General features: G+C 41.0%; 20 protein-coding genes and 2 pseudogenes. 15 read left to right on the top strand and 7 right to left on the bottom strand.

The window, feature by feature from the left end:
- Positions 1-56: 56 nt before the first annotated feature.
- The 12 genes from H9564_RS05235 to H9564_RS05180 all read left to right on the top strand — a co-directional run bounded on the left by H9564_RS05235 (position 57) and on the right by H9564_RS05180 (position 12127).
- A complete protein-coding gene (locus H9564_RS05235; RefSeq protein ID WP_191684455.1) occupies positions 57-905 on the top strand; it encodes a DUF72 domain-containing protein in 849 nt (282 codons plus the stop codon).
- 76 nt (positions 906-981) lie between these two features.
- Entirely contained in the window at positions 982-3009 is a 2028-nt protein-coding gene (gene metG, locus H9564_RS05230) for a methionine--tRNA ligase (RefSeq protein WP_191684454.1), read from the top strand.
- 12 nt (positions 3010-3021) lie between these two features.
- Positions 3022-3840, top strand: coding sequence for a TatD family hydrolase (locus H9564_RS05225; RefSeq protein ID WP_191684453.1), 819 nt, complete (start codon positions 3022-3024; stop codon positions 3838-3840).
- Positions 3827-4387 carry a ribonuclease M5 gene (rnmV, locus tag H9564_RS05220; RefSeq protein WP_191684452.1) on the top strand — a complete coding sequence of 187 codons (561 nt, stop codon included), beginning with the start codon at positions 3827-3829 and terminating at the stop codon, positions 4385-4387. The genes H9564_RS05225 and rnmV overlap by 14 nt, the downstream gene beginning before the upstream one ends.
- Positions 4384-5277: a 16S rRNA (adenine(1518)-N(6)/adenine(1519)-N(6))-dimethyltransferase RsmA gene (rsmA, locus tag H9564_RS05215; RefSeq protein WP_191684451.1), complete on the top strand. Its 894-nt coding sequence runs from the start codon at positions 4384-4386 to the stop codon at positions 5275-5277. Before rnmV ends, rsmA begins: the two co-directional genes overlap by 4 nt.
- A gap of 87 nt (positions 5278-5364) precedes the next feature.
- Positions 5365-5616: a Veg family protein gene (locus H9564_RS05210; RefSeq protein WP_191684450.1), complete on the top strand. Its 252-nt coding sequence runs from the start codon at positions 5365-5367 to the stop codon at positions 5614-5616.
- A gap of 140 nt (positions 5617-5756) precedes the next feature.
- The gene (gene ispE, locus H9564_RS05205; RefSeq protein WP_191684449.1) at positions 5757-6608 is read left to right on the top strand and encodes a 4-(cytidine 5'-diphospho)-2-C-methyl-D-erythritol kinase; all 852 of its coding nucleotides are present in this window, start codon (positions 5757-5759) and stop codon (positions 6606-6608) included.
- Positions 6609-6727: 119 nt separating this feature from the next.
- Complete coding sequence (gene purR / locus H9564_RS05200; RefSeq protein WP_191684448.1) at positions 6728-7561, top strand: pur operon repressor; 834 nt, start codon at positions 6728-6730, stop codon at positions 7559-7561.
- Between the two features lie 9 nt (positions 7562-7570).
- A complete protein-coding gene (gene glmU, locus H9564_RS05195; protein ID WP_191684447.1) occupies positions 7571-8935 on the top strand; it encodes a bifunctional UDP-N-acetylglucosamine diphosphorylase/glucosamine-1-phosphate N-acetyltransferase GlmU in 1365 nt (454 codons plus the stop codon).
- 150 nt (positions 8936-9085) lie between these two features.
- Positions 9086-10069, top strand: coding sequence for a ribose-phosphate diphosphokinase (locus H9564_RS05190; protein ID WP_191684446.1), 984 nt, complete (start codon positions 9086-9088; stop codon positions 10067-10069).
- Between the two features lie 435 nt (positions 10070-10504).
- Positions 10505-11179, top strand: coding sequence for a hypothetical protein (locus H9564_RS05185; protein ID WP_191684445.1), 675 nt, complete (start codon positions 10505-10507; stop codon positions 11177-11179).
- Positions 11180-11239: 60 nt separating this feature from the next.
- A complete protein-coding gene (locus H9564_RS05180; protein ID WP_191684444.1) occupies positions 11240-12127 on the top strand; it encodes a linear amide C-N hydrolase in 888 nt (295 codons plus the stop codon).
- A 132-nt stretch (positions 12128-12259) separates the two neighbouring features.
- Here H9564_RS05180 and H9564_RS09350 read toward each other — a convergent pair.
- The 6 genes and pseudogenes from H9564_RS09350 to H9564_RS05155 form a co-directional block, all read right to left on the bottom strand.
- Positions 12260-12694: pseudogene (locus H9564_RS09350) on the bottom strand (transposase); the annotation flags it as partial.
- A 353-nt stretch (positions 12695-13047) separates the two neighbouring features.
- Positions 13048-13341: pseudogene (locus H9564_RS09410) on the bottom strand (IS5/IS1182 family transposase); the annotation flags it as partial.
- Positions 13342-13415: 74 nt separating this feature from the next.
- Positions 13416-14402, bottom strand: coding sequence for an IS30 family transposase (locus tag H9564_RS05170; protein WP_191684443.1), 987 nt, complete (start codon positions 14400-14402; stop codon positions 13416-13418).
- A gap of 192 nt (positions 14403-14594) precedes the next feature.
- Positions 14595-15416: a sugar-phosphatase gene (gene yidA, locus H9564_RS05165; RefSeq protein WP_191684442.1), complete on the bottom strand. Its 822-nt coding sequence runs from the start codon at positions 15414-15416 to the stop codon at positions 14595-14597.
- Complete coding sequence (locus H9564_RS05160; RefSeq protein WP_191684441.1) at positions 15406-16779, bottom strand: HD domain-containing protein; 1374 nt, start codon at positions 16777-16779, stop codon at positions 15406-15408. The genes yidA and H9564_RS05160 overlap by 11 nt, the downstream gene beginning before the upstream one ends.
- A 5-nt stretch (positions 16780-16784) precedes the next feature.
- A complete protein-coding gene (locus H9564_RS05155) occupies positions 16785-17609 on the bottom strand; it encodes a lipoate--protein ligase family protein (protein WP_191684440.1) in 825 nt (274 codons plus the stop codon).
- Between the two features lie 74 nt (positions 17610-17683).
- Here H9564_RS05155 and H9564_RS05150 point away from each other — a divergent pair, with 74 nt between their 5' ends.
- The 3 genes from H9564_RS05150 to H9564_RS05140 all read left to right on the top strand — a co-directional run bounded on the left by H9564_RS05150 (position 17684) and on the right by H9564_RS05140 (position 20536).
- Entirely contained in the window at positions 17684-18163 is a 480-nt protein-coding gene (locus H9564_RS05150) for a DUF1934 domain-containing protein (RefSeq protein WP_318241076.1), read from the top strand.
- A 44-nt stretch (positions 18164-18207) separates the two neighbouring features.
- Positions 18208-18753, top strand: coding sequence for a DNA-directed RNA polymerase subunit delta (gene rpoE, locus H9564_RS05145; protein ID WP_191684438.1), 546 nt, complete (start codon positions 18208-18210; stop codon positions 18751-18753).
- 172 nt (positions 18754-18925) lie between these two features.
- Positions 18926-20536, top strand: coding sequence for a CTP synthase (locus tag H9564_RS05140; RefSeq protein WP_191684437.1), 1611 nt, complete (start codon positions 18926-18928; stop codon positions 20534-20536).
- 169 nt (positions 20537-20705) lie between these two features.
- On the opposite strand, the gene H9564_RS05135 is transcribed toward H9564_RS05140, so the two are convergent.
- Positions 20706-20924, bottom strand: a 219-nt coding sequence (locus H9564_RS05135) for an IS30 family transposase (RefSeq protein WP_191684436.1), incomplete at its 5' end; no start/stop codon positions are given.

The following is a 20924-nucleotide window of genomic DNA, read 5'->3' as shown; positions in this document are numbered from 1 at the left end:
AAATTTATTTTAGGAAAAATAAGAAATTACTGAGAATGGATGGAGGAAAAAAGTAAATGAAAATTACGATGGGACTAACAACCTGGACTGAACACCCAGCGTTAATTAATGAGCAGCAACGTCCCGTAACGCTAAATGAATACGCACAGCATATGCCAACGGTTGAAGTTGATACTTTTTTCTATGCTTTACCTCAGATGGCGACAATTCAAAAGTGGCTGTCCCAAGTCCCCAGCGAGTTTCAATTTATCATTAAAGCACATCAGGGGATGACTCTTCACCAGCGAAACCAAGAAAAGGGTGAATTAGCATTATTATTTCAACAATACCGGCGGACAATTGCACCACTGATTGCTGCAGGACAGTTGAAAACAATCCTCTTTCAATTTCCACCATACTTTGATTCTGAAGTAAAAGATATTGAATATTTAAAGCTAATTCGTGATTGGATGGGTGACTTACCAATCGCGGTTGAGTTGCGGAATAATTCATGGTACCGTCCAGGAGTGATTGATTCACTGGTTTCGTATTGCCAAGACCTGAAGTTTACGTTGGTAGCGGCGGATGAACCTCATGATACGGTAACCTCTGTGCCGTTTTACCTTGCAACTACTAACCCTAAACTAGCGATGATCCGTTTACATGGGCGGAACCGGAAAGGCTGGGATAATGCGGGAAAAGAATGGCGAAAGACCCGGACACTCTACCGTTATAACCACGAAGAATTAGGTGACCTTGCAAAGAAGATTAATCAGGTTAAACCACAACCACAGGAACTCTGCGTAATCTTCAATAATAATTCTGGCGGGGATGCAGCACCCAACGCCCTCCAACTACAAAAAATAATGGGGGTTAAGTTTACTGGACTTGCTCCACGTGATCCCCAACAACTTGATCTCTTTTAAGGTTGGAGTAGGTTGTGGATAATGCTATACTAAAGGTTAATTGAAATTAGGAATTGATAAGAAAGAGGGGCCTCATATGGCTGAACAAAAACCAACTTATTACATTACGACGCCAATATACTATCCATCTGGTAAATTACATATTGGTAATACATATACAACCGTTGCTTGTGATGCTGAAGCACGTTACAAGCGCTTAATGGGTTACGATGTCTTCTATTTGACGGGGACTGATGAACACGGTTTAAAGATTGAACAAAAAGCCGAAAAGCTTGGAATGAAGCCACAAGAATACGTGGATAAAATGGCCGCAGGAATCAAGCGACTCTGGAAGACAATGGAGATCACTAATGATAAGTTTATCCGGACAACGGACGACTTCCATGAAAAGGCTGTTCAAAAGATCTTCCAAAAGTTTATTGATCAAGGCGATATCTACAAGGGAAAGTACAAGGGCTGGTATTCAGTTGATGATGAAGAGTACTTTACCGAAAGTCAATTAGCTGAAGTTTACCGTGATGACAACGGTAATGTGATTGGTGGAAAAGCCCCATCTGGACACGAAGTTCAACTGGTTGAAGAAGAATCATACTTCTTCAAGATGAGTAAGTATGCCGATTGGTTGATGAACTACTATAAGGAACATCCTGACTTTATCGAACCCCACACCCGGGTTAACGAAATGGTTAATAACTTCTTGAAGCCAGGTCTAGAGGATCTTGCTGTTACCCGGACTTCCTTTAACTGGGGGGTTAAGGTACCAAATGATCCAAAGCACGTTGTTTACGTTTGGATTGATGCTTTATCCAATTATATTACGGCCCTTGGTTACGGTTCGGATGATGACAGCTTGTTTAAGAAGTACTGGCCTGCTGATGTCCACATGGTCGGAAAGGAAATCGTCCGCTTCCATACAATTTACTGGCCAATTATGCTCCATGCTCTTGGACTACCACTACCTAAGCACATCATTGGTCACGGTTGGTTGACGATGAAGGACGGTAAGATGTCAAAGTCAAAGGGGAACGTGATCTATCCTGAAACCTTAGTTGAACGCTACGGCTTAGACGCTACTCGCTATTACCTTTTGAAGGCAATGCCATTTGGTAATGATGGGGTCTTCAGTCCAGAAGACTTTGTTGATAAGGTTAACTTTGACTTAGCAAACGATCTCGGAAACTTGTTAAACCGGACTGTTGCTATGATTAATAAGTACCAAGATGGTAAGTTAGTTGCCCAAAATGATGCGACAACTGAATATGATGCTGACCTTGAACAAACAGCTGAGAATGCAATTGCTGAATTCAAGGAAGAAATGGATAAAGTGCACTTTGCGGATGCCTTATCAGCAGTTTGGAAGTTAGTTGCCCGGGCTAATAAGTACATTGATGAAACCGAACCATGGGTATTGGCTAAGGACGACAGCAAGAAGGCAGAGTTATCAGATGTAATGACTCACTTGGCCAAGAGCTTACGGGTAATTGCAGCTTTGATCCAACCGGTAATGACCCATGCACCAAAGGAGATTATTACCCAATTAGGTCTTGAAGGTACTAACCTTGACCTAACTGAACTACAATTCAATGATTTCCCAGAAACTGCTCAAGTAGTTGCGAAGGGAACACCGATTTTCCCTCGGCTTGATGTTAAAGAAGAGGTTGAGTTCATTAAGAGTCAAATGAGCGCTAACCAAAAGCAAAAGGGACGTAAGGCAATGGAACAAGCAAAAAAGGAAGCGCAAAAGACGATGAGTGAAGAAGAAACAACTGGTAAGAAGCAGATTCGGTTCGATGTTTTTGAAAAGATTGAACTAAAGGTGGCCCAAATTACTTCGGCAGACCACGTTGAAGGTGCTGATAAACTTTTGAAGTTCCACATGGATGACGGAACTGAAGAAGGACGGCAAATTCTCTCAGGAATTGCCCAATGGTACCCAGATCCGTCAGTCCTTGTTGGGAAGAAAGTTGTGATTGTTGCTAACTTGAAGCCACGGAAGATGCGTGGAGAAATTAGCCAAGGGATGCTTTTATCTGCCGAAAAAGATGGCAACGTTACTGTTGTGACCGTTCCAGATTCATTGATTCCTGGAATGAGTGTCGAATAGTCGGACTTACTAATGAGTAAACAACATAAAAACTGGCGTCAGGTTTACGATTCGCATACGCATCTAAACGATGACGCCTTTTATGATGATGTTCCAGCATTCGAAGCACGTGCAGCTCACTATGGGGTCACCCAGATGAATATTGTTGGTTCGAACACGGTTTTAAATGAACGAGCATTAAAGCTAGCTCATGAATATGAAAACCTGCATGCGATCATTGGTTGGCATCCGGAAGATATTCGTTCTTACAATGAGGAAGCTGAAAAGAAACTGCTTAGTCAATTAAGCGATCCCCAAGTCGTTGGCATTGGTGAAATTGGGCTAGATTATTTTAATGATCAGGAGTCACCGCACGACCGACAACAGGAAATTTTTGCCCAACAACTGGAAATTGCTCGACAATTGCACTTACCAGTTTCAATTCACGTTCGTGATGCCCTCGATGATGCTTATGCAATCCTGCGTGATTCTCATATTGACGAATTTGGTGGAGTAATGCATAGTTTTAACGGTTCGCCCGAAATGGCTGAAAAGTTTATGGATTTAGGGATGGCAATTTCTTTTAGTGGTGTGGTTAGTTTTAAAACTGCAGAAGACGTTCATAAAGCAGCATTAGCTGTTCCACTAGAACGGATGATGGTTGAAACAGATGCACCTTACTTAACGCCAATCCCGTATCGGGGGAAAGAAAATGAACCGGGCTTCACTAAGTTTGTGGTGGATGCAATTGCCAAATTAAAGAACGTTGATGCTGAATTGGTAGCATATAAGACCTTCCATAACGCAGAACAACTATTTTTAACAAAGAGAGAGCTAAATGAAAAAGATTAAAGAAGTAATCGTCGTTGAAGGAAAAGACGATACCAAACAAATCTTAAAGGCAGTTAATGCTGATACTTATGAGACGAATGGTTCGGCATTATCAGAAGTAGATATTGCCCGATTAAAAAAGCTTCAAGCAACTCGGGGGCTGATTGTGTTTACTGACCCCGATTTTAATGGGGAACGGATCCGCAAAATGATTAGTAATGCTATTCCAGGAGTTAAGCACGCGTTCATTCGTCGTGATCAGGGGGTTCCGGAATTTAAAGGTAGCCTTGGTGTTGAGCACGCAACGCCAGAAGTGATTCGGAACGCCTTAGAAAAGCTTTATACCCAAGGAACAACAGAAAACGCGGAAATAACCAGTGCTGATTTAAAGGCGGCCGGATTAACCGGAAGAACAAATTCACGTTACCGCCGAGAACGTCTCGGGCAGCTTCTTGGAATTGGCTATGGAAACGGAAAGCAACTTTTGAAACGGTTAAATATGTTTCAAATTCGTCGAGATGACTTTGAAAATGCAGTTCAACAATTAGACCAGGAGGAAACAAAATGAGTGAGTCAACACAAATTGGTAACCGCAAAGCGACCTGTTCAATTTTGAATGAGTATGGGATTCACGCTAAGAAGGGGTTTGGTCAGAATTTCTTGACCGACCCAGAGATCCTTCACCGAATTGTTGATGCTGCAGAAGTAACAAGGGAAGATAACGTAATTGAGATTGGTCCCGGAATTGGTGCCTTAACCGAACAACTGGCTAATGCTGCTAGTCAGGTTGTTGCGGTAGAAATTGATCAGGATTTAATTCCGGTCTTGGAAAAGACGTTAGCTGATCATGATAACGTAACGGTGATCAATCAAGATATTTTGAAGGCAAACTTACCTGAATTGATTCAACAACAATTTACTGATCCGACTAAGCCGATTAAGGTGGTTGCTAACTTGCCGTATTACATTACTAGCCCAATTTTAATGGGGCTCCTAGCTAGTCCCGTTGAATGGACATCAATTACAGTAATGATGCAAAAGGAAGTAGCCCAGCGATTAACCGCCAAGTCGGGGACAAAACAGTATGGAGCATTAACATTAGCAATTGAATACCAAATGGATGCAGAAATTGCCTTTAATGTTTCGCGACATTCGTTTATTCCAGCACCGAATGTTGATTCTGCGATTGTGGTTCTTAAGCAACGTCAACAACCACTAACGGTAAAACCATTTGATAAGCAAAAATTGATGGGCTTTATCCGGGGATGCTTTGCTCACCGGCGGAAGAGTCTGTGGAATAACTTACAAAGTGTAATTGGTAAAGATGCCGAAACAAAAGAAAAAATGACAAAAGTTTTAGAACAACTTGAGCTCTCACCACAAATTAGGCCAGAAAAGCTAACTTTAAGCCAATTTATTGAACTATTAAATGCACTTCATCAAGAAAATTTAATTTAAAATACGATTGAATTATTAATATAGTTGTGATAAAATTTTGACTTTTAAGCTAAATGAGCGTATAGTTCAGCCTGTGAGGTGAGATGTGTGGCTAAAAGTATTTTAGAGATTAAGCAAGAACTCGAAGGGCGTGTTGGTCAACGAGTTTTAGTAACTGCTCAAGCAGGCCGTAAACGGGTTGCTAAGCACCGCGGAGTACTTAGTAAGACGTATCCAGCAATCTTTGTTGTTCATGTTAATGAAGGACAAGGAGAGATTAATCGGATCACTTACAGTTATACTGATCTCTTAACACAAAATATCGCGATCGATTTCGAAGATGAAGAAGCACAAGCGTAATATAGTAAGAGGATTATGAAAAATATTCATTTTTTTCATAATCCTTTTTATTTTTAGAAGACATTCTACATAACTTCTTTACTAAGGCCTCCTCTGCTATAATCAAGATAACTATTTGATTAAACTGGGAGGTGTTTTGGATGCTGATCACTGAAAAAGCGCCAGCGAAACTTAATTTAAGCTTGGATTCACCAATGCGGTACCTTGATGGGATGCCCAAGTGGGATATGGTAATGGTTTCGGTTGATTTGGCAGACTACGTTTCAATCGAAATCTCCGATCAACCAGGAAATATAAAGGTTTATACAGACAGTAGCTTTCTTCCAAATGATCAACGAAACCTCGCGTTTCAAGCAGCTAATATTTTACGAAATCGATTCCACAGACGAGAAGCATTAACGATCAATATTAAGAAAAAGATTCCGGTTGCGGCTGGGTTAGGTGGTGGCTCATCGGACGCCGCTGCAGTATTGAGGATCCTTAATTCGGCATGGAAACTTGGCCTTTCACTAGAAGAATTGGCGCGTTTATCATTATCGATTGATTCAGACGTTCCATATTGTGTTTATGGAAAGTTAGCACACGTGACTGAGCATGGCGAAAAGATCGAACTATTGCCCCAGCAACCTCATTACTGGGTGGTTATTGCTAAGCAACAAATAAGTGTATCGACACCACAGATGCTTCGGCAGATTGACTATACGCAGATTAATCACCTGGAGAACGAAAAATTAATCCAAAATTTACAAAATGGTGATTGGCAGGAGGCAACTAAGTATATGGGAAATGTATTAGAGCCTCTGACAATGCGTTACTATCCAGAAATTAAACGGTTAAAAGATAAGATGTTGTCGTTGGGAGCGGATGTTGCCCAGATGAGTGGGACGGGTCCTTCGGTTTTTGCAATCTGCCATACAGAATCACGAGCACGGCGAGTTCAAAATGGGATCCGTGGCTTTTGCAGAAACGTCAATATCGTTACTCTTTTATAATTTCACTGACTGGACTTTTCTAATGCTGAAGAAAAGTCCAGTTATTTTGATAAATATTAAGTAAAAGCCGAACATTTATGTTAAAATCAAAGGCGATTAATACTTTTGGAGGATTAGATATGAAGGTTAGACGTAGTAACCGCCTTGTCGATATGACAAGATATTTAATGGAACACCCTCGTTCCCTTGTTTCCCTCAAATTCTTCGGGGAACGGTACGATTCTGCTAAGTCTTCAATTAGTGAAGACCTTAGTATTATTCGTCATACTTTCCATTCATGGGGAATGGGACGATTGGAAACAATTCCTGGTGCAAGCGGTGGTGCCGTATTAACACCGTTTTATTCAAAGGAAAATGCGGAAAAGGCCATTGCTGATCTTGTTGATGCGGTAAGTGATGATACCCGGCTATTACCTGGGGATTATGTTTACCTTTCAGATTTGATTGGTCGGCCTGATATCTTACGTCGTGTTGGTCGGTTAATTGCTACCCAATACGTTGATAAAGATGTCGATGTGATTATGACAGTAGAAACTAAGGGAATTCCGATTGCCCAAAGTGCTGCGATGTATCTGAATAAGCCATTTGTAATTGTGCGGAATAGTTCTCACATTACAGAAGGGCCAACAGTTAGTGTTAATTACGTTTCGGGTTCTGTAAAACGAATCAAGAAGATGGAATTATCACGGCGGACCCTTTCAGCTGGAGCAAACGTGGTCGTGGTTGATGACTTTATGAAGGGTGGCGGAACCCTTAACGGGATGAAGTCATTGATTAAGGAATTTGACGCGAACTTAGTTGGAATGACTGTTTTAGCCGAGGGAGAAGTTTCCGGTAAGCGACTGGTTGATAACTGCACTTCACTGATTAAGGTAAATGCGGTAGACGATGAGAAGAAAACGATCCAGGCTAGATCAGGAAGCTTTATTAAAGATGTTTTTGAGAAGGAGTAAGGTAGCAAAATGAAGCGGAACGCGATTATTTTGGCAGCCGGTAAGGGAACCCGGATGCGGTCAAAGTTATACAAGGTTTTACACAAGGTATGTGGCAAGACAATGGTAGAGCACGTGGTTGGTCAACTCGAAAAGGCTGATATTAATAATATTGTGACTATCGTTGGCTTTGGTGCTGAAAGGGTTGAGGAAGTTATCGGCAACCGGACTAAGTTTGCTTTGCAAAATGAACAGTTAGGAACCGGCCATGCGGTGATGCAAGCTAAAGACCTTTTAGGAAATGAAGATGGTGAGACCGTTGTGGTTAGTGGTGATACACCATTATTTACCGCTGATACTTTTAAGAAGTTATTTGAATATCATGAACAACGTCATGCTGCTGCAACGATTTTAACTTCTGTCGCCCCTGATCCAACGGGTTATGGCCGGATTGTTCGGAATGAAGTTGGGATCGTTGAACGGATTGTTGAACAAAAAGATGCCACTCCTGAGGAACAGGCAATTCATGAAATTAACACCGGTGTTTATTGCTTTGATAATGAGAAGCTTTTTGCTGCATTAAAGAAAGTTAATAATGATAATGCACAGGGTGAATACTACCTTACTGATGTAATTGAAATCTTGAAGAAGGAACAAGAGATCGTTACTGCTTATAAGATGGCCGACTTTGATGAATCAATGGGGGTCAACGATCGCGTTGCCCTAGCCCGTGCTAATAAGATCATGCGTAAGCGGATTAATACCAAGTTAATGAAATCTGGTGTTACAATGATTGATCCAGAAACGACATACATTGATGATGGCGTTAAGATTGGTCAAGATACTGTTATTGAGGGTGGCGTTGTGATTAAGGGGAACACCACGATCGGTAGTGACTGTTACATTAGTGCTCATTCACGAATTGAAGATTCAACAATTCATGATGGGGTAACAATCACTTCATCTACGCTTCAAGAAGCCGAAATGCATGACGGTAGTGATATTGGCCCTAATAGTCACCTTCGTCCAGCTGCAGAAATTGGCAAGAATGTTCATATTGGTAATTTCTGTGAGGTTAAGAAGGCCTTTATTGGCGAAGGGACTAAGGTTGGTCACTTAACTTATATTGGTAATGCCACCCTTGGTAAGAACATTAACGTTGGTTGTGGAGTTGTCTTTGTTAATTATGACGGTAAGAACAAGCACCACACAAACGTTGGTGATCACGCCTTCATCGGTAGTAATAGTAACCTGGTTGCTCCAGTTAACCTTGCTGCGAATGCCTTTGTTGCAGCTGGCTCAACAATTACGAATAACGTTGAAGAATACGACATGGCAATTGCGCGTGCACGTCAGGTTAACAAGGAAGATTACGCCAAGAAGTTGCCTTGGTAAGATTTCTGCTCTTGCTTTTTATGCGGCAAATTTATATTATTGAAGTGTTGATATGATAATGTTTACCGCACACGTAATATTATTTAATCCGAAGCTGTAGGCATTGATGTCACAGCTTCCCAGTTTTGAATTAATCCAGTGGAGGATGCAATGACTACTAATCATTATTTTGACCCTAAGTTGAAGATTTTTGCTTTAAATTCAAACCGGCCGCTTGCCGAAAGTATCGCTAAGCATGTTGGTGTTGAATTGGGTAAATTGTCTGTTGACCGTTTTAGTGACGGTGAAATCCAAATTAACATTGAAGAAAGTGTTCGTGGTGATAATGTTTATGTTATTCAATCCACGTCAGCACCGGTCAATGATAATTTGATGGAATTGCTGATCATGGTTGATGCTTTGCGTCGTGCAAGTGCCAATACCATTAATGTGGTAATTCCTTACTATGGTTACGCACGCCAAGACCGGAAAGCGCGTAGTCGTGAACCAATCACTGCTAAGTTAGTTGCTAACATGCTACAAAACTCTGGCGTTGACCGGGTAATCGCTTTGGACTTACATGCTGCTCAAATTCAAGGGTTCTTTGATATCCCTGTTGATCACTTGATGGGAGCACCATTATTAGCTGAATACTTTATCAAAGAAGGCGTTGCTCAAGATGCCGTTGTTATTTCACCTGATCACGGTGGTGTTACTCGGGCACGGGCATTGGCTGAATTCTTGAAGTCACCAATTGCGATTATTGATAAGCGTCGTCCACGAGCAAACGTTGCCCAAATTATGAACATTATTGGGGATGTTAAGGGGAAGAAGTGTATCATGATTGATGATATGATTGATACCGCCGGAACGATTACCCTTGGTGCTCAAGCATTAATTGATGCTGGTGCCAAAGAAGTTTATGCTTCATGTACTCATGCGGTCCTTTCTGGCCCAGCAATTGAACGGTTATCTAAGTCACCAATTAAGGAAGTTGTTGTGACTGACTCAATTCAATTACCAAAGGAAAAGCAGATTGATAAGATTAAGCAAGTTTCCGTTGCCCCACTTATTGGTTCTGCAATTAAGCGGATTAACGAAAACCGTCCTGTTAGTCCTTTGTTCAAGCAAGTATTTAAGAGTGCTGAACTTTAATATATTGAAAATGAAAAAAAGTGGTTGCTGTTGAATCGGCAATCACTTTTTTATTTTCTGTTGTTTCATTGCAATATGGTCAAAATGTTGGAGTAAACTAGAAATTGATTTATCAATTTCGTCTGTGAACCCCACGCAAGGATGAGTAGGTTTTTGGCTATCAACTTGTTGATGACAAAAGCCACTCAGTTACTGCGCTTCATCTGAGTTTCCTAGATTTTCTTCTAGGCAACACAGTAAAAATGTGTTCGCCCTAGCCTTCCTCGAGCTAACGACCTCCACCTCCGACGGCAAGACGCCGTTCGGTGGAGAAATCGTTAGCCACCGGAAGGCTTTAACGGGCTCACACTCTAATTTTTTCTTAAGCCTTTCTCTCAGGAAGGTTGGTAGAAAGTGGGAATGGTATAATTAGGGATGGAAAAAGGAGGAGTAATTATGACAGTAAATAAGTTCTTCAAGAATATTTCGGTAGGGGCTGCGGCGGTAACGTTAGCTTTGACACTGGCTGCTTGTGGTAATAGTCAATCAACTAGTTCAACGAAGAGCTCATCTACTAGTAGTGCTCAATCGTCTGAAAGTGATTCAACAAAGGCAGTTCGTTCAGCAAATCGTTCAATTCATAATAATGATTTTCAAGCTGCTTACGATAAGTTGAATAATACTGAGAACCGTTCGACTGAGGCTAATAACTTAAAGGGCGATTTACAAAACTACCTAACTGCAAAGCAGGCATATGATAATGGCAATTACCAAACTGCAGCGAATAGTTTAAAGCCGTTGAAATCTACTAGTACCGCAATGCGTGATGCATATACGAGCTTACGGTCAAAGATTAACAAGAAACAAAACGTTAAGGTAAAGAACTCCTCATCCAGTCAACAAGTAGCTAACCAACAGGCATCTGATAAGACAAGCGATAGTGTTATTGAATCATTTGCTAACAAGATGGGCTTCACAGGAGAAAAAGGCTACTCAATCACGCCAACTTCTGCTAACGGCAACGTATATAAGTTAGAAGTACGGCAAAATAATAGTGATAATACGGTTGCTAACTTAATCGGAATTTACCAGTACAATAGTCAAACTGGCGCCGTTACTAAATTGCAATAATTTTAATTTCAAGGTAGGGCGAAACCCCTGCCTTTTTCTTTAGAAGGTGGGGAAAAGCTAATGTGTACAGTATTAACGTTAGATCAGGGAAAATTATTCGGGCGGACGATGGATTTTCCACCGCGGACTCCATGGCGATTGACATTTCTTCCTGCTGGTCATAAGTGGTCACCTGTGGGTCAGACATTACAAATTCAGGATCAATACGCAATTCTGGGAGGAATGCGTCTCGTTGGTGATCACTATCTGATCGGTGATGGAATTAATGCGCGTGGGCTTATCTGTGCTGAGCTATTTTTCCCTGTTGCTGCTGATTATGGTTCACGCCAACAGGGTAAATTAACATTAACTCCGCAAGACCTTATTCATTGGATCCTGGCAAAACACGCGACTGTTCAGGATGTGGTTAATGATTTGCAAAATGTAAGCGTGATTAAGGAAAAATGGTTTGATAATCAGCAATATCCATTCCACTGGTTGCTGATGGACTCGACCGGGACATACGGAATTGAACCTTTGAATGGTCAATTAGTAGTTTTCAAAAATTCGATTGGTGCGTATACAAATACTCCTGCTTATCCAGAACAAGTAAAAAAACTCAATGATTTCTTTGGTAATGGAGAAGATCCCAAGTTTACTTCACAGACAAAGACTTCATTATTAACAATGAAAAAGTCGGTTACTGGTCGTAATTCTAGTGATCGCTTTATCCTTGCAGCCCAGGCACGGTGGCAAAATAAAATTTCAACAACTAAGGAGCTATCTTCATTTCTTCAATCAGTGACGGTTCCCAAAAATGAACACCACCTGCATAACTATACCCATTATCAAGCAATCATTAACCAGCAAAGCGGGGAGTACCGTTTTCAGAATCAGATTACGGGTGAGATAACTAGCTATAACGTTAAGATAAACGCGGACCAGAAGGAAATTCAGCGTTTTGAATAGTAAAAACCGAAGAGGTTGGGAAAAAACTAATAGTTTGCTGGCTTCCAATAAGAAAATCTGAACTATAATTTTCAGTTTTATGAAATTACAGTTCGGATTTTTTCTTTTTTCAATCAATTTGACTCCCTAATGAGCCATTAATTTCCCTAATTTAGTTAAATTCATGGTCATTAAGACCAAGCCAATATCATTTTCCACACCTTGTTGTCCACGAAGATGGGTTCGGCGTACGCCAAAATCCCTCTTCATTCTGCCAAAGACTGGTTCTACGTCAAATTTTCGACGACGATAGATTGCTTTGCCTTCTTCAGAAGAGAGGGTATCCTTAATTTTAGATTTGAAGTAATTCCAAGTGGGGTTAACGTTCATTTGACGTTGGCGACCACTTGGTGTTTTCGCCAATTGATCTAACCTGACGGTTAGTTGATGCTTATCGGCACGATAAAGTTTAAAGTCACGTTTAAAACCATACTTATCTGTCCGTCGACTATAGCGATAGAAGCTAAAACGCACGCCCTGATAATCAATGAAATAATCATCTTTGGCGTTATATTGCCAGTTTTGTGGCCGAGTTGGATCTTTTTTAAGAAACGACGACGTTGTTTCTTAACGGAACAACCTTTAATCACTTTAGGTTCTTGTTTAATTTCTTCGTTTAATTGATCGATCTCATTTTCGAGCTGTTCGGTAATCTCTTCCATACCAGTTGAAGACTTAAGTGTTTCCGGTTTCATTGCCTGAACAACTTTCTTTTCAACTAACTCATCATAAAGTTCAGCAACGTTTGCTTGGAGCTTAACATGATATTTTTCAACTGCTCGTCGCCAGGTAAAGGAGTATTTATTGGCATCAGCTTTTACTTTAGTACCATCAATGAAAAAGGCATCATGTTTAATCAAACCATGGTCAGCTAATGCCATAGTGAAATAAACGAAAGAACGTTTAATTAATCTCGCCGCATAATTACTACCGCGGAAGTTATTAATAGTATGATAACTGTAGGTCTGACGAGAATAAGCAAAAAGTAAGATTTTCAGCATAATAGCTGGATGGGAAAGCGGGCGACCAGTAGTCGCCACATCTGCTTCTAGTAAAACTTCTTGAGGAATTGAATCAACAAAATCATCAATTAAACGTGTAATATGATCTTTGGGAACTTTAAACTCATAACTTAGTGCGAATTCAGTTTGCCCTGTGATATAATTTTGATACATGTAAATCATTCCTTTATATTTGTTTTTAGGGGTAATTACATCATATCAGGAACGATTTTCTGTGTGGCGAATTGTCAAACTAAGTGCAACGGTTTATCAAAAAATACTTCATATGGGGTTTCATAATTTAACACTTTGCGCGGACGTTGATTTAACTGCTTTTGGTAGTGTTCAACGTCCTGTTCTGTATAATTATCAATATCTGTTCGCTTGGGAAAATATTCCCGGATTAATCCATTTGTATTCTCATTTGTTCCACGCTGTTCAGGGGAATATGGATTGGGCCAATAGACAGTAACGCCTAATCTTTCGCTGATTTCATCAAGATGAAGAAATTCGGTCCCATGATCTGGTGTAATAGAATGAACAAATTCTTTAGGAATGGCCCCTAACAGTTCAACTAAGCCTTTATTTATCTCCTGCGAGGCCTTTCGCGCAACCTTTTTGATAGGAGTAAGCCGACTAAGCCGATCGACAACCGTTAAAAGGATGGAATGACCCGTTCGCCCAATCACAGTATCGATTTCCCAGTCACCAATACGTTGACGCTGGTTGATAAAACCAGGGCGCTCATGAATTGAGATGTAGTCCGTCTGTACTTCTCGATGTCGTCTAGTATTCTTTGAATGCCGCGTCCGATGTTTATGTCTGAGATGGCGCTGAATACCGGTATCGCCATGTGAGGAGTACTTCTTACCTAAATTGTGTTGATAGGTATGACGGTAGATTGTGTTGTAGCTAACACACCATTGATGTTCCTTATTAAAGCGAGCGGTAATCTGCTCTGGTGACCAGTGCAGATCTAAGATGTAATGAACAATTTGACGGCGTAGTTGTGGATGGCTGTCTAATAGCCGCTTCTTGTGACAATTCTTTCGCTTTTGATGATAGTCATTTTCTGCTTTACTTGGGGAATAATGACCTGCACAACGTTTTAATTCTCGTGAAATAGTGCTTGGATTTCGCCCTAGCCGTAACGCAACAGCCCGGATAGATAACCCCTTAGCTTGTAAAAACATAAGCATTTCACGTTCTTTTATAGTAAGATGGTTATAGCTCATACCGGATACCTCGAATTGTTTGATTTGGTCGTTAAACATATTCTACCCGGTATGGGTTTATTTTTTTACTTTGTGTTGCATTTCAATTGTTAATTCGCCGTATACAAAAAGCCGAATAATGAATCAATTTTAGATTCATTATTCGGCTTTTTAATTTGATCGGGAGTTTTTTCCCAGCCTCTTCGGTTTTCTTTAACGTAATACATATTTTTCAACGGCCTTACCAACACCATCATTATTATTGGTATCGGTGATTACATCAGCAACGGCCTTAGTTTCTGGGACTGAATTACCCATTGCAACGCCGATGCCAGCGTATTCGATCATTGAGTTATCATTTTGGGCGTTACCGAGAGCCATGACTTCGCTTTGCTTAATACCGAGCTCCTTAGCCAGAGCCTCAAGGGTACTTCCCTTGCTTGCTCGGTGGTTGACGATTTCGAGGTAAAAGTCTTCGCTCCGAATAATTGTAAAGCGTCCAGCAAACTCTTTACTGAACTTTTGCTGAATCTTATCTAACTCTTCCTTATCGCCGAGCATCATTCCCTTAGCCAGAACGTATTGATCCTGCGAGTGGGCCATTTCATCAAGTGACCGTACCCGAACCGGCATGCTTACCAAATCAGATTCGTGGATTGTCCACGGACTGAGATCGCGGTTGGTTGTGTAAATATAGTCGCGTGATTCAAATTGTGACTTAACGTTATTCTTGGTGCAAAATGCTTGCCAATCAACATAATCATTAAAAGATAGGGTATAGTTAACAATTACTTTTTCGTTCGTTGACTGTGCAAGGGCACCGTTAAAACTAACCACATATTGATCATCCTGGTGGTTTAGCCTTAATTCAGTAAGATAGGCGTCCACTCCCGTCATCGGACGACCTGTACATAGGACTACTTTAACACCTTGTTGTTTAGCTGCCTCAAGGGCTTCCTTTGTTCGAGGGGTAATTTGACGTTGATCGTTAATCAACGTTGCGTCAATATCAATTGCGATTAATTTAATTGCCATTATTATTCTCCTTTGGATTAACGACGTGGTTATTTTGAATATAGCTTTGAAATTCTTCGTAAATTGGTTCGAAAATTTCAATATCCTGGTGTTCGTTAAGCATTTCTTTCGGGAAGAAGAACCGTTGATCCCCAGCTTCCTTACCAGAAACACTCGCAACTAGGGTACTAACTTGCGATAGTTCAATAAGTTTGCCATTAGGTTGGATCAATTCAATTTGGGTTTGCGGATTTGAATCTTGCGGATTGTAGGTATCGTAGGGAAGCTTAAAGCTATCATTGACGGCGGTGTAGTAATCGCTATTAAATCCAGCCGTCTGAATAAGCTTTCGCAGCTTTGGTAAAAGCGGTTTTGATTTTTTGTCATAAAGGGCGGATTTAAGTGGCCGCCGATTAAGGAACCTTCTTGCAAGGTCATTTAAGATGTCATCCCGTGACTGGGTCCAGTGGTTAAAGTAGGTTGTGAGGACCCCGTCATCAAGAGCAAGGTAGTCGTCCAAGGTAAAGTGATTATTGAAAAACGGCATCAGCATATATGGTGTGAATTCTGGCTCGAACTCGCTCGGGTGCTGGTAGATATAGTTTGCCCGCTTCAATAGGTGGTCGAGAATTACTTCCATTGAACGGGAAACCGGGTGGAAGTAAATCTGGAGGTACATTTGTAGACGACTGATGATGTAGTCCTCAACCGCGTGCATTCCTGAAATATCAAATGCAATCCCACTTTTAATTGGACGCATCATTAGGAGCACCCGGTCAAGATCAAACTTTCCGTAGTTCGTCCCGGTGTAGTAGGAATCGCGTTGCAAATAGTCCATTCGGTCGGCATCGACTTGACTAGAAATCATTTGAACGACTTGCGGATTATGGTAGGTGTGGTCGATGACACTGGCAACATCTTCGGGGAAAGTCGGTGAAACCCGACGAAGAATCCGGTTTACGTTAGTTGATGGACTAGTAATAATTTCCCTGGTAATTGCTTCGTGATTTGTGTGAAAGATATGTTCAAAAGTGTGTGAATACGGTCCATGCCCGAGATCGTGTAGAAGGGCAGCACAAAGAGCAACGGGACGTTCACGATCGTCCCAAAGTCCATCATTTGGTTCTCTCGTTGGGTAATTACGCTGAAACCTGTTGCACATCCGGCGGGTGATTTCATATACACCAAGGCAATGACCAAACCGTGAATGTTCAGCACCATGGAAGGTTAAAGATGACGTTCCTAATTGTTTGATCCGGCGTAACCGTTGAAATTCAGGGGTGTTAATTAGGTCAAGCAGGATCTGGTTATCAACGATAATCTGGCCGTGAATTGGATCCCGAAAGACCTTTTCCTTAGCTAATTGTTCATCCTGAAAGGACATTTTGCTTATTCCTCCTTATGAAGGCGTTCTTGAAGTCGATTGATTGTGGTCGATTCTTGCTGAAGATACTGGATAAATTTGTTTGACCACATTACCTGTTGCAGTTGTTGGCTTCCCCGATCGGAAAAGACATTCAGTAGACGTTGATTAGCTTCTGTTAGGCTAAGTGGTTTACCAAGCAATTCTTCAATTGTTGTCATCGCGGTTGGCCAGATGTCAGGGAAATGCCACTTGTTTTCGACATTTTGAAGCCCACGGGTATAGAAGTCACGAATGGTTTCACCACGAAGCATTTGGGGACCGTTAATGCTTAGGTACAGCATAACGACTACTCCTGACCGATTCCGCCGTTGGGACATTCCGCCAATCTTTTGACCATTGACGCTGAGATCGAAAGTTCCCGGGCAATATGAATGTGTGATTTCACCAGTCTTAATTGTGATTTCAGGGAAAGCAGCACTAACGACATCAGTCATTACTTGGTAGGCTCCGTCAATTTCTAATTCACTACCGTTAACGTGCCAGGGAATAAAAATGGAAAAATTAAGGATCCCTGAATCACTGGCAACGGCGAGGCCTCCAGAGTTACGGATAAAATAATGGAGACCTTTACCATCAAGATAGTTCAGAGCTTTCTGGAGGTAAGGAAGTCGCTGGTCCTTCAATCCTAGAATCACGGTATCCTCTAGAGTCCATGAGTGGAGAACTGGGGATGATAGCTGTTCACTTGCCCGCAATAAGGCGTTTGTATACGCGAACGAAGCAAGGTTATTTTCCGGATTAAGTGGTTGAGAAAATGTTTCGACGTGTTGGTTTGAGATATTAATCATAGCTAATTCTTCTTTTCTATAAATACTGGCATTATTTAACATTTTCATTATACTAAACTAGGCAGAATAATAACATTCGGAGACGAAAAACAGTTATAATCAGGACAAGAAGCTATAAGGAGGTCCTAAATATCAAACGTTCAGTACCAGTTCATGTTCGGTTAACGACCACGATGGAGCAGGATGGTCAACGGGATCAATATCGGTTTGATGAAGAAGGGCAATTCGTTGAATTAAACGGGAAATATTACCTCCGTTACCAAGAACACCAAGATGGAACCGTCACCCCTGTTCAATTCCGTTTAGATACGGACCAACTTCACCTAAGACGAAGCGGGGTTCGTGAAACTGATTTTGAATTTCAATTAGCCGAGCCAACCAAAGCTCGTTACCGGACAGAATACGGAATTATTGGAATGATGGTCACAACAAACCGTCTAGAAGTAGAATTTGATCCCCAAAATGTTAATGGATCAATTGATTTGGAATATCAACTAACTGCAAACGATCAATTAATCGGAACTTACCAAGTTCAATTGCAATTTGCTGCTTAGCATTGTATACTGTAATTTAGACTTTTGAAGGGATGTGCACCAATTTGGATTTAAAGATTTTTGACGGCCAAGACAAATCAGAACTTTCAATGATCGAAGTTGCCCACGCTATTCTCGCACACCACGGCGAGGCAATGGCATTTGTTGATTTAACTAACGAAGTTCAACAATACCTTGGTAAGAGTGATGAAGAGATTCGTGAACGACTTTCACAGTTTTACACTGATTTGAACATCGACGGCAGTTTTATCTCCCTCGGTGATAACACTTGGGGTCTACGTGCATGGTACCCATATGAATCAATCGACGAAGCAACCGTTGGTGAAAATGAAGACGAAGAAGAGGACGATCGTCCAAAGACGAAGCGTCGTAAGGTTAATGCTTTCTTAGCTGATTCTAATTCTGATGATGACGTGATTGATTACGATAATGATGACCCTGAAGATGAGGATCTCGACGATCAAGATGATGACGACAACACAGATTATGATGATGACGACGATGATGATTACAGTGATGACGGTCTTGATGACGGCATCGAAGGTCAATTATCTGAACTACATGACGATGACGACGATGATGAAGAATAATTTTTAATATTTTGTTCTTGACTATCTAGTGGCGAGCCTGTATTATCTTTCTTGGGCGCTTGTGAAATGCAGGTAATCGTTCGTTAAAATGATGGCTCCCTGTTTCAATGGAAATGGGGAGTCTTTTCTGTTTATTAACCCCATTAAAAAACAAAAAGGAGAAAATTACGCGATGACTAAATACATTTTTGTAACCGGTGGAGTTGTATCATCACTAGGTAAAGGGATTGTTGCTGCTTCCCTTGGTCGCCTATTAAAGAACCGTGGCTTAAAGGTTGCCATTCAAAAATTCGACCCTTATATTAACGTTGATCCAGGAACTATGAGTCCATATCAACACGGGGAAGTTTTTGTTACCGATGATGGTACTGAAACTGATTTGGATTTAGGTCATTATGAACGATTTATTGATAACGACTTAAACAAGTACTCAAACGTTACTACTGGTAAGATTTATTCTGAAGTATTGCGCAAGGAACGGCGGGGTGATTACTTAGGACGGACCGTACAAGTTATCCCTCACATTACTAACGCTATTAAGGATAAGATTAAGCGTGCCGGTGAAAGTACTGATGCCGAAGTTGTTATCACTGAAATTGGTGGGACAGTTGGGGATATTGAATCTCAACCATTCATGGAAGCAATTCGTCAAATGAAAGAAGAAGTTGGCGATGACAATGTCTTATACATCCACACAACATTAGTTCCATACCTCCGTGCAGCTGGTGAAATGAAGACTAAGCCAACACAGCACAGTGTTCGTGAATTACGTGGCTTGGGTATCCAACCTAACATTCTGGTTGTCCGGACTGAAAAGCCAATCACTGATGAAATGCGGACTAAGATTGCATTGTTCTGTGATGTTGATCCAAAGGCTGTTATTGAATCAATGGATGTTAATACCCTTTACGAGATTCCGTTGAACTTACAAAAGCAAGGGATGGATCAATTAGTAGTTGATCACTTTGATCTTGATTGCCCAGTTGCTGATATGCGTGAATGGACTAACATGGTTAACCACATTGAAAATGATCTGAAGAAGACTGTTAAGATTGCCATGGTTGGTAAGTACACTGACTTACAAGATGCTTACATTTCAGTTAACGAGGCTCTTCGTCATGCGGGATACCCAGTTGATGCTAAGGTTGATATCGATCACTTCAATGCTGAAAACATCAACGAAGATAATGTGGTTGATACCCTTAAGGATTATGATGGGATCCTTGTTCCTGGTGGATTCGGAAGCCGGGGAATTGAAGGAATGATTACCGCAATTAAGTATGCTCGTGAAAACGATGTTCCTTACTTGGGAATTTGCCTTGGAATGCAAACAGCATGCATCGAATACGCACGGGATGTTCTTGGATACAAGGATGCTAATTCAACTGAATTTGATCCAAACACTAAGCACAACATCATTGACTTGATGTCAGACCAAGAAGATGTTGAAGATATGGGTGGAACACAACGTTTAGGTGCTTACCCATGTAAGTTAAAGCCAGGAACAGTTGCAGCAGCTGCTTACGATAATCAAAAGATGATCAGTCAACGGCACCGTCACCGTTACGAATTCAATAATGATTACCGTCAAGAAATGGAAGACAATGGTTTAGTTGTTTCTGGTGTTAATCCAGACCGAAACTTAGTTGAAGTGGTTGAATTACCAGACAAGAAGTTCTTTGTTGGTGCCCAATACCACCCAGAATTTAAGTCACGGCCAAACCACCCAGAAGGATTATTCAAGGCCTTTGTTAAGGCAGCTGTTGAAAACCAAAATAATTAATTTTTAAGTGCTCTCAAGGTAGGTGAGAATTCCGATTTATCTTGGGAGCTTTTTTATAAAAAATAACCGGGTATCTGTCAACTGGTATGGTTGACTAAAAATACTTCCTACGAAAATGTAGGGGTATTTTTTTATGAAAGGCAGATTGCAAGAAATAACTTGAACGAATTTAGTAATGTAGATTAAGCAAGAAGAACTCGATTGGTGTATGCCAATTAAGACATTTAAGTGGCCGGGAATTCAGATACCAATTGATTTGAACCAGTTGGTAATCACTTAGTTCTTCAATGGCTTGTCCCTTGGGAATAAACCGTCGCAAAACTCGGTTACGGTTCTCATTACTACCGCGTTCATGTGGTGAATAAGCATGGGCAAAATAAACCGGAGT

The sequence above is a fragment of the Limosilactobacillus avistercoris genome (assembly GCF_014836425.1).
GTDB classification, from domain to species: Bacteria; Bacillota; Bacilli; order Lactobacillales; family Lactobacillaceae; genus Limosilactobacillus; species Limosilactobacillus agrestimuris.
This window is presented reverse-complemented; position numbering and strand designations above follow the sequence as displayed.